This window comes from Streptomyces torulosus (assembly GCF_001419765.1).
GTDB lineage: Bacteria > Actinomycetota > Actinomycetes > Streptomycetales > Streptomycetaceae > Streptomyces > Streptomyces torulosus.
Genome location: NZ_LIRK01000555.1, coordinates 1 through 7,716, shown reverse-complemented (window position 1 = coordinate 7,716; position 7,716 = coordinate 1). Strand labels below are relative to the sequence as shown.

The 7,716-nt window shown below is 70.6% G+C and carries 4 protein-coding genes; 1 reads left to right on the top strand and 3 read right to left on the bottom strand.

What is annotated here, in order from left to right; genetic code table 11:
* Positions 1 to 240: 240 nt before the first annotated feature.
* The 3 genes from AOK23_RS33125 to AOK23_RS33115 all read right to left on the bottom strand — a co-directional run bounded on the left by AOK23_RS33125 (position 241) and on the right by AOK23_RS33115 (position 5,364).
* Positions 241 to 957: a response regulator transcription factor gene (locus AOK23_RS33125; RefSeq protein ID WP_240496680.1), complete on the bottom strand. Its 717-nt coding sequence runs from the start codon at positions 955 to 957 to the stop codon at positions 241 to 243.
* 234 nt (positions 958 to 1,191) lie between these two features.
* The gene (locus AOK23_RS33120) at positions 1,192 to 3,180 is read right to left on the bottom strand and encodes a YncE family protein (protein WP_079049849.1); all 1,989 of its coding nucleotides are present in this window, start codon (positions 3,178 to 3,180) and stop codon (positions 1,192 to 1,194) included.
* A gap of 201 nt (positions 3,181 to 3,381) precedes the next feature.
* Positions 3,382 to 5,364 (bottom strand): YncE family protein, encoded by a 1,983-nt coding sequence (locus AOK23_RS33115; RefSeq protein WP_055716234.1) that lies wholly within the window; start codon positions 5,362 to 5,364, stop codon positions 3,382 to 3,384.
* A 400-nt stretch (positions 5,365 to 5,764) separates the two neighbouring features.
* On the opposite strand from AOK23_RS33115, the gene AOK23_RS33110 reads away from it, so the two are divergent.
* Positions 5,765 to 7,716 (top strand): alpha/beta hydrolase family protein (locus AOK23_RS33110; protein ID WP_055716236.1); only part of this gene is annotated, 1,952 nt, incomplete at its 3' end.

The window sequence follows — 7,716 nt, the reverse complement described above, 5'->3', positions numbered from 1 at the left end:
CGGGCGGAACGCAGGGGATGCTCCGACGCGGCGCGGTTCGTGCGGGGAGCGTGCTGTTCGCTCGGGGTGGTCGTCGCGAGCAGTCCGGCGGCCTTGATCGTCTCGCCCAGTCCGGTGAAGCCGCTCATCCGCCCGCTCCTCGCCGGGAGCGTCGCGTCCCACTCCCGGCGGCTCCGCCACCCCCACCGCCCTTGCTGCCCTTACTGCCCCCGCTGTCCAGCGCGGCGTTCCGGCGTTCGCTCAGTTGGTGCACAGCTGGTAGCCCACCCCCCGGACCGTGCGTATCAGTGACTGGCCGGGTTCGCCCAGTTTGCGGCGCAAATAGTAGATGTAGGTGTCGACGACGCCGGAGCCCTCGTCGCGGTGGTTCCAGACGCGTTCCTGGATCTGCCCGCGGGACAGGACGCGGCCGGGGTTCTCCATGAGGTAGCGCAGGAGCGCGAACTCGGTGGTGGTGAGGTCGACGGGGCGGCCGGCGGCCCACACCTGGTGGGCGTCCGCGTCGAGCTGGACCTCCCCGGCGCGCAGCCGGTTGCGGTCGGGGGCGGGCGGGGCGCCGCCCGCGCGGCGGAGCAGCGCGCGTACCCGTGCCGCGACCTCTTTCAGTTCGAAGGGTTTCGTGACGAAGTCGTCGCCGCCCATGTCGAGGCCGCGCACCCGGTCGTCGACGCCGCCGAGCCCGGTGAGGAAGAGCACCGGTACCGCGTTGCCGCGTTCGCGCAGCGTCCGGCAGACCTCGAAGCCGCCGAGGTCGGGCAGGTTGACGTCGAGGAGGATCAGATCGGGGTCGTGGCGCGTGACGGCCTGGAGCGCCTGGCGCCCGGTGGCCGCGGGGATCACCTGGTAGCCGAGGAACTCCAGGGCCATGGTGAGCATGGAACGGATCCCCTCCTCGTCGTCCACGACGAGAAGGCGGCCCGTGTCCGAAGAGACAACAGAGGGCACAGGGGCGGTCATGTCCTGTTCCTTTGCAACCGTGACCTCAGATTGAGATCTCAAGTTTTTCGGCAGGGTCCGCGTATCCTCACACGTACCGGCAGGTAAGTGAGAGCGCTTTCGAAATGATTCGGAATGACTCGTTCCTCACAGTGGTCACGGGAACCCTGCCGCACCCTCATCCGTCCCCAACGACCGCGAGCGCGCCCGGAGTTGAACCGGACGCGCTCGTGTGGTGATCGGGCCGACGGGACGTCAGCTGGTGAAGATGAAGTACTTCCAGCTGCCGTACGTCGTGGTGTTGACATTGTCGCCGGAGGACGTGTCGATATACGCGGAACGGATCCGGAAACGGACGCCCGTGCTCGGCGTTCCGGTCAGCTCGACCGCGCCCACGCCGCCCGATTCCAGGGCGAAGTACTCCTTGCCCGTGGTGTGCCAGGCACCCTGGTAGTACCCCTGTATCTCGACCCGGTACTTGCGGCCCGGGTAGGAGGTCATCCGCGTCGTGAACAGCGGGTCCACGGACTTGCGGAAGTAGTAGTAGGTGTGGCTCCAGGCGTAGTTCGTCTTGTAGTGACGGCTCGGGGTCGTCGACACGCTGACCTTGGTGTAGACGCGGCTCGTCGCCGTCACCGGCTTGTAGCGGGCGTCGCCCGCGAACTTCGCTGTGAGCTTGGTGTCACGGGTCAGGTCGAGGGTGACCGACAGGTTCCCCGAGGAGTTCACGGTCCCCGACTTGACCAGCTTGTTCGGCTTGTCGGAGCCGTACGGGTCGGCCCAGATCTCGACCGTGCGGTTCTTGTACGTGGTCCCGAGGTGCGCCGTGAACGAGACGTCCGCGCCGTACGCGTACACGTCGCCGTTCTTGTTGAGCGTCAGCGTGGACGTGGCGCGGGAGACCTCGACGGTGTCGGAGGCGCTCGCGGCGGTGTGCTTGGTGTCGCCCGCGTAGGAGACGGTGTACGTGACGGTGCCGCCGGCCGGCGGGGTGTCCTTGAAGGAGTACGTGCCGTCCGCGGCGACCGTGACCGGGGCGAGCGCCTTGCCCGACGGGGACTCCAGGTCGGTGCGGGTGACGGTGAGGGTCGTCCCCGGGGCGAAGGCCGTGTCCGAGGTCAGTTTGCCGGTGACCGTCAGCTCCTTGGCGCGGGTGGCCGTCGCGGGCGCGTTCACCGAGAGGGTCGTGGGCGCCGGGGCGGTGTCGTCGAGGTCGCGCAGCGCGTAGCCGCCGGAGCTGGTGGCGACCACCGCGAACAGGTGCGACTCGTCGGGCGCGAAGGCGAGGCCGCCGGGCACGAGGGTGCCCGCGCCGGTGCCGTCGGCGGTGTCCGTGAAGTCGTAGACGTGCTCGGCGCTGGTGGTGCCCGGCTCGTAGACCCACACGTCCGGCTCGTACATGCCGTCGATGCCCGCGGCGACCGTGCCGTCGGGGGCGATGTCGACGGCGTTCGGGTACGCGTCGGTCGGGTACTTGCCGTCCGGCGTCAGGTCGGACGTCTTGTAGACCTGCTGGTAGTACGGGGCGCCACTGGCCACCACGAGGTGGGAGCCGTCGGGGGTGAGGGCGAGGTCGCGCAGGTTGCTCGCCACGTAGTCGTTGGTGTTCGGGCCGGTCGCCGTCTTCGTCGCCGTCCCCGACGACACGTCGTAGACGGCCACGGTGGCCGGGCTCACGCCCTCGACGCCGGCCGCCAGGGTGTTCGGGGCGCCGGGCGTGGAGGCCAGCATGGGGGCCGTGTACCAGCCGCCGGCCTGCTTGAGGGTGACCACGGGATCGGAGCCGGACACGTCGAGCGAGCCGATGTTGCCCTGGGCGGCGGCGCCGTATCCGAACCACAGCTTGCCGCCGGCCCACGCCGGGTACTGCGGGTCGGTGCCCTCGCCCGTCGGGTACCGCTTCGCCTCGGTGACCGTCGCGGTGTCGATGGCCACGAGGGAGTCGTCCCCCGGCACCGCCGCGTACAGCGTGCCCGAGTCGGGGGACAGCTCCAGACCCTTGGCACCGGGCAGCGAGGCCACGGTGCCGACGACATGGCCCGCGTAGTCGGTGGCGACGACCTTGCCGCCGACCGGATCGGAGACGAAGACCCGCTGGTGGGCGCCGTCGACGACGATGTCCCCGGCCGACTGCACCGGCAGCGGAGTGCTGGTGTCGGCGACGGCGGGCGTGGCCCCGGTGACCGCGAGCGCGGCCGAACTGAAGAGGACGGCCAACGCGGTGGCCGTCGGAAGGGTGCGCATACGCACGTGTTTCGAACCCCCCGGAACGAAAGCGAGAGAGCGTCCCGAGTACCTGGACGGTACACGGACACATTGAGCGAAGACTAGATCAAGCCACTGACAAGGGACCCACAGGGGCGTCCCGAACCCCGCGACGTCCACTGGTGCCGAGGTGGAGAGGCTGTCGAGTGGCGTTTTCCGGACAGGGAACTCGGGGTCGCGTCAGCTGGTGAAGATGAAGTACTTCCAGGCGCCGTACGTCGTCGTGTTGACGTTGTCGCCGTTCCTGTCGTGGTACTCGGAGCGGAAACGGAAGCGGACGTTCGTGGTCGGGGTGCCCGTGAGCGTGACCTGGGAGACGCCGGACGTGGAGAGCGGGAAGTACTGCGCGCCCGCGTCGCGCCAGGCGCCCTGGTAGTAGGCCTGGAGCTGGAGGAGCTGCTTGCGGCCCGGGTAGTACGTCATCGTCGTCTTCAGGACGGGGTCCTTGGACTGGCGGACGTAGTGGTAGGTGTGGTTCCACACCGACCGGGTCTTGTAGTACCCGCTGATCGAGGTCGAGATCCTGACCTTGGTGTGGATGCTGCTCGTCGCCGTGACCGGCTTGTAGCGGGCGTCGCCCGCGAACTTCGCCGTGAGCTTGGTGTCACGGGTCAGGTCGAGGGTGACCGACAGGTTCCCCGAGGAGTTCACCGTCCCCGACTTGACCAGCTTGTTCGGCTTGTCGGAGCCGTACGGGTCGGCCCAGATCTCCAGCTTGCGGTTCTTGTGCGTCGTTCCGAGGTGCGCGGTGAACGTGACGTCCGCGCCGTACGCGTACACGTTGCCGTTCTTGTTGAGCGTCAGCGTGGGTGTGGCGCGGGAGACCGCGACGGTGTCGGAGGCGGAACTCGTCGTGTGGTCGGTGTCGCCCAGGTAGGAGACCGTGTACTTCACGGTGCCCCCGGAGGGCGGGATGTCCTTGAAGGAGTACGTGCCGTCGCCCTCGACCGGCACGTCCGCGAGGGTCTTGCCCGCCGGGGACTCCAGGTCGGTGCGGGTCACCGCGACGGTGGTCCCGGCGGGGAACGCGAGGTCCGAGCTCACCTTGCCGGTGACCGTCAGTTCCTTGGCACGGGTGGCCGTGGTCGGCGCGTCGATCGAGACGGCTGTCGCCGCCCGGGTGGGATCGGTCAGCACGCGCAAGGTGAAGGAGCCGTCCTGGTCCGTGGTGATCACGAACAGGCGGGACTCGTCGGGTGTCCAGGCCAGGCCGCCGGGCACGACCCGGCCGTTGCCGAAGCCTTCGCTGCTGCTGAAGGTGTGCGTGCGGACAGGTGTGGTCGCGTGGGCTTCGTAGAGGTAGACGACCGGATCGTTCCAGTGGTCGACGCCCGCCGCGATCGTGCCGTCGGGTGCGATCTCGACGGCCGTCGGCTGATAGGTGCTCGGGTAGATGCCGTCGGGGGCCAGATCCGAGGTCCTGAACGCCTGGTGGTGGGACGGGGACTCACCGGCTGTGACGATCTGGGAGCCGTCGGCGCCGAGCGCGAGGTCCTGCAGGTTGCCGCCGACGGAGTCGACGGTGTTCGGGCCGCTCGCCGTGCGGGTGGCCGTCCCCGTGGACACGTCGTAGACCGCCAGGGAGAACGGGCTGACGTCCTTGACGCCCGCCACCAGTGTGTGGGGCGCGCCCGGGTGGGTCGCCAGGACCGGCGCCGCGTACCAGGGGTGGTTCGGGTCCTGGTTCAGCGTGACCACCGGGGAGGCGACGGACAGATCGAGCGAGCCGATGTTGCCCTGACCGGCGGTGCCGTAGCCGAACCACAGCTTGCCGCCGGCCCACGCCGGGTACTGCGGGTCGGTGCCCCCGCCCGTCGGGTAGCGCTTGACCTCGGTCAGGGTCGCCGTGCTGACGGCGACGATCGCGTCGGCACCCGGCACCGCCGCGTACAGCGCGCCCGAGTCGGGTGACAGTTCCAGACCGCTGACACCGGGCAGCGAGGGCACGGTTTTCACAGTCCTGCCCGTGTAGTCGGTGGCGACGATCTGGCCGCCGCGCGGGTTGCTGACGAAGACACGCTGATGGACGGCGTCCACCACGATGTCACCGACCGATGTGACCGGCAGTTCGGCGGCGGCCGCCGCAGGAGAGGCCGACCCCACCGTGAGCGCGGCCGAACTGACGAGGACGGCCAGTGCGGTGGCAGCCGGAAGAGTGCGCATAGGCACGTGTTCGAACCCCCGGAACGCGGAACGAGAGAGCGTCGCGTGTTCCTGGGCGGTACACGGGCGCGTTGCGCGAAGACTAGATCAAGCCACTGGCCGGGGCTTCGGAGGGGGTCCGCAGAGGTCGCCGCGGAGTCCGTCGTCGCTCTCAGGCCCGTGATGAACTGCTATTTCCGCCCTCGCTGTCGGCAGTTCATGCCGGACCTCCACGGCTGTCCCAGGGTGCATTTCGAGACACATCCCGGGCTCTTCGTGAGCCGTCGGCGGTCCATGTCCCCTCATTCGCAAGCCGGTTCGGGCGCACAGGCAACCTACAGATTCCGTTTCGCCTCCTTCGTGGCGTGAGGCGCTTCCGGTACGGGTGGGGCGCCCGCGCTCGAAGTGTGGGGAGGGACCCTTGATCCATGCCCGGCGAACAGGTGTCGCCGCCGTGGTCGTCCTCGCGGCGCTGGCGGGAGCACCCGGGTCGGCACAGGCCCAACCGCCGTCGGTGACCGCGGCATCGGCGACCGCATCGGACGGCGGGCTGCCGCCGGGGTGGCGCGTCACCGGTGAAGGGGCGGAACGGGAGCTGGTCTGGCGGTCCGAGCGGACGGTGCCCATGGGTGACGCCCGGGTCGAGTTCCACGCCGGCGACCGGCTGCTCGGCGTACCGAGGGCGGCGGCCGACGGGCGTACGTTCCGGCTCGCCCTCGACCAGGACACCCCGCTGGAGGACCTCCGGGTGCTTGCGGCCGGGCGCCGGCTGGACGCCAAGGCCGGCGGCTCCGGCGACGACGGTGGCTCCGGTGGCGGTGGGAGCGCCGCGCCGGACGAAGGGCGGCTTCCGGCACAGCCGCCGGCGAACGCCGTCGACCCCGGCAAGCCGGGGCCGTACGGCACGGTCTCCGGCGAGTACGACCTCCCCCCGGTGAAACTGCCCGGCTTCGCCGCACCCGTCGAGATGCAGGCCGTCGTCGTCGCGCCGAAGGGCGCCACCGGCAAGCGGCCGCTCGCGCTGTTCCTGCACGGCCGGCACAGCACCTGTTACAAGCCGGGCGGCGACGAGGTGACCGGCGACTGGCCCTGTCCGGCCGGCCAGAAGGCGATCCCCAGCTACAAGGGCTATCTGCGCGACCAGAAACTGCTCGCCTCCCAGGGCTACATGACGGTGTCGATCTCGGCGAACGGCATCAACGGCCAGGACGGGGAGGTCGAGGACGGCGGCGCGCAGGCCCGTTCCTCGCTGGTGCGCCAGCACCTCGCGAAGTGGGCCGACTGGACCGCCCACCGCGGCGACGCCCCGGCCGTGGTGCGCGACGCGCCCGAGACCGACCTCTCCCGTGTCCTGCTCGTCGGCCACTCGCGCGGCGGCGAGGGCGTCAACCGGGCCGCGATGGACAGCCTCTACCCGGCGCCCGCCGCGCAGGACGGCTACCGCGGTCCCGTCAGCTGGAAGATCCGCGGCACCGTGCTCATCGGGCCCACCATCTTCGGCCACAACCCCGTCGCCGACGTCCCGTCCGTGACCATCCTGCCCGGCTGCGACGGCGATGTCGCCGACCTCCAGGGCGAGGTGTACGTGGACGGCACGCGCGGCGTCAGCAAGGGGAGCGCCCTGCACAGCGCCGTGTACGTCGTCGGCGCCAACCACAACTTCTTCAACAGCGAGTGGACGCCCGGCCAGGCCGAGGCACCCGCCGACGACGACTTCTGGGAGGACCCGGACAGCCACGACCGGGACAAGGTGTGCTCCACGCGCAGCCGTACCCGGCTCACCGCCGGCCAGCAGCAGAAGGCCGGTGCCACCTACACGGCCGCCGCGGCCCGGCTGTTCGTGGCGGGCGACGACCGGGTCCGCCCGCTGCTCGACGGCTCGAACCGGCGCGCCCCGTCCGCCGACCCGGCCAGGGTGCTCACCCACGCCGTCGGCGCCCGCCGCACCGGCGGGTTCCTGCCCGACAACGGGGTGAAGGTGACCGGCGGCCGACTGTGCGCCGCGGTCGACCCGTCCGCGAGCAAGGCCTGCCTGAGCGGGAAGGTCAAGGGGACGTCCCCGCACTTCGCCTGGTGGCAGTCGGCGACGGAGGCCGGGCGTAGCGCCGTCGCGCTGAAGTGGTCAGCGGCGGGCAGGGCGACGAAGGTCACCCCGGCCAAGCCGGTGTCCCTGTCCGGCGCCACGCACCTGGCGCTGCGGGTGATCGTGCCGCCGAACAGCTCCGGCACCAAGCTGGACGTGTCCGTCACCGACTCCGCCGGACGCCGGGCGAAACTCGGCCGGGTGAAGGTCGACGGGGTGCCCGGCACCGAGCGCACCGCCTCCTACTGGGCGCGGGAGATACGGGTACCGCTGACCGCGGCCGGCCGCGG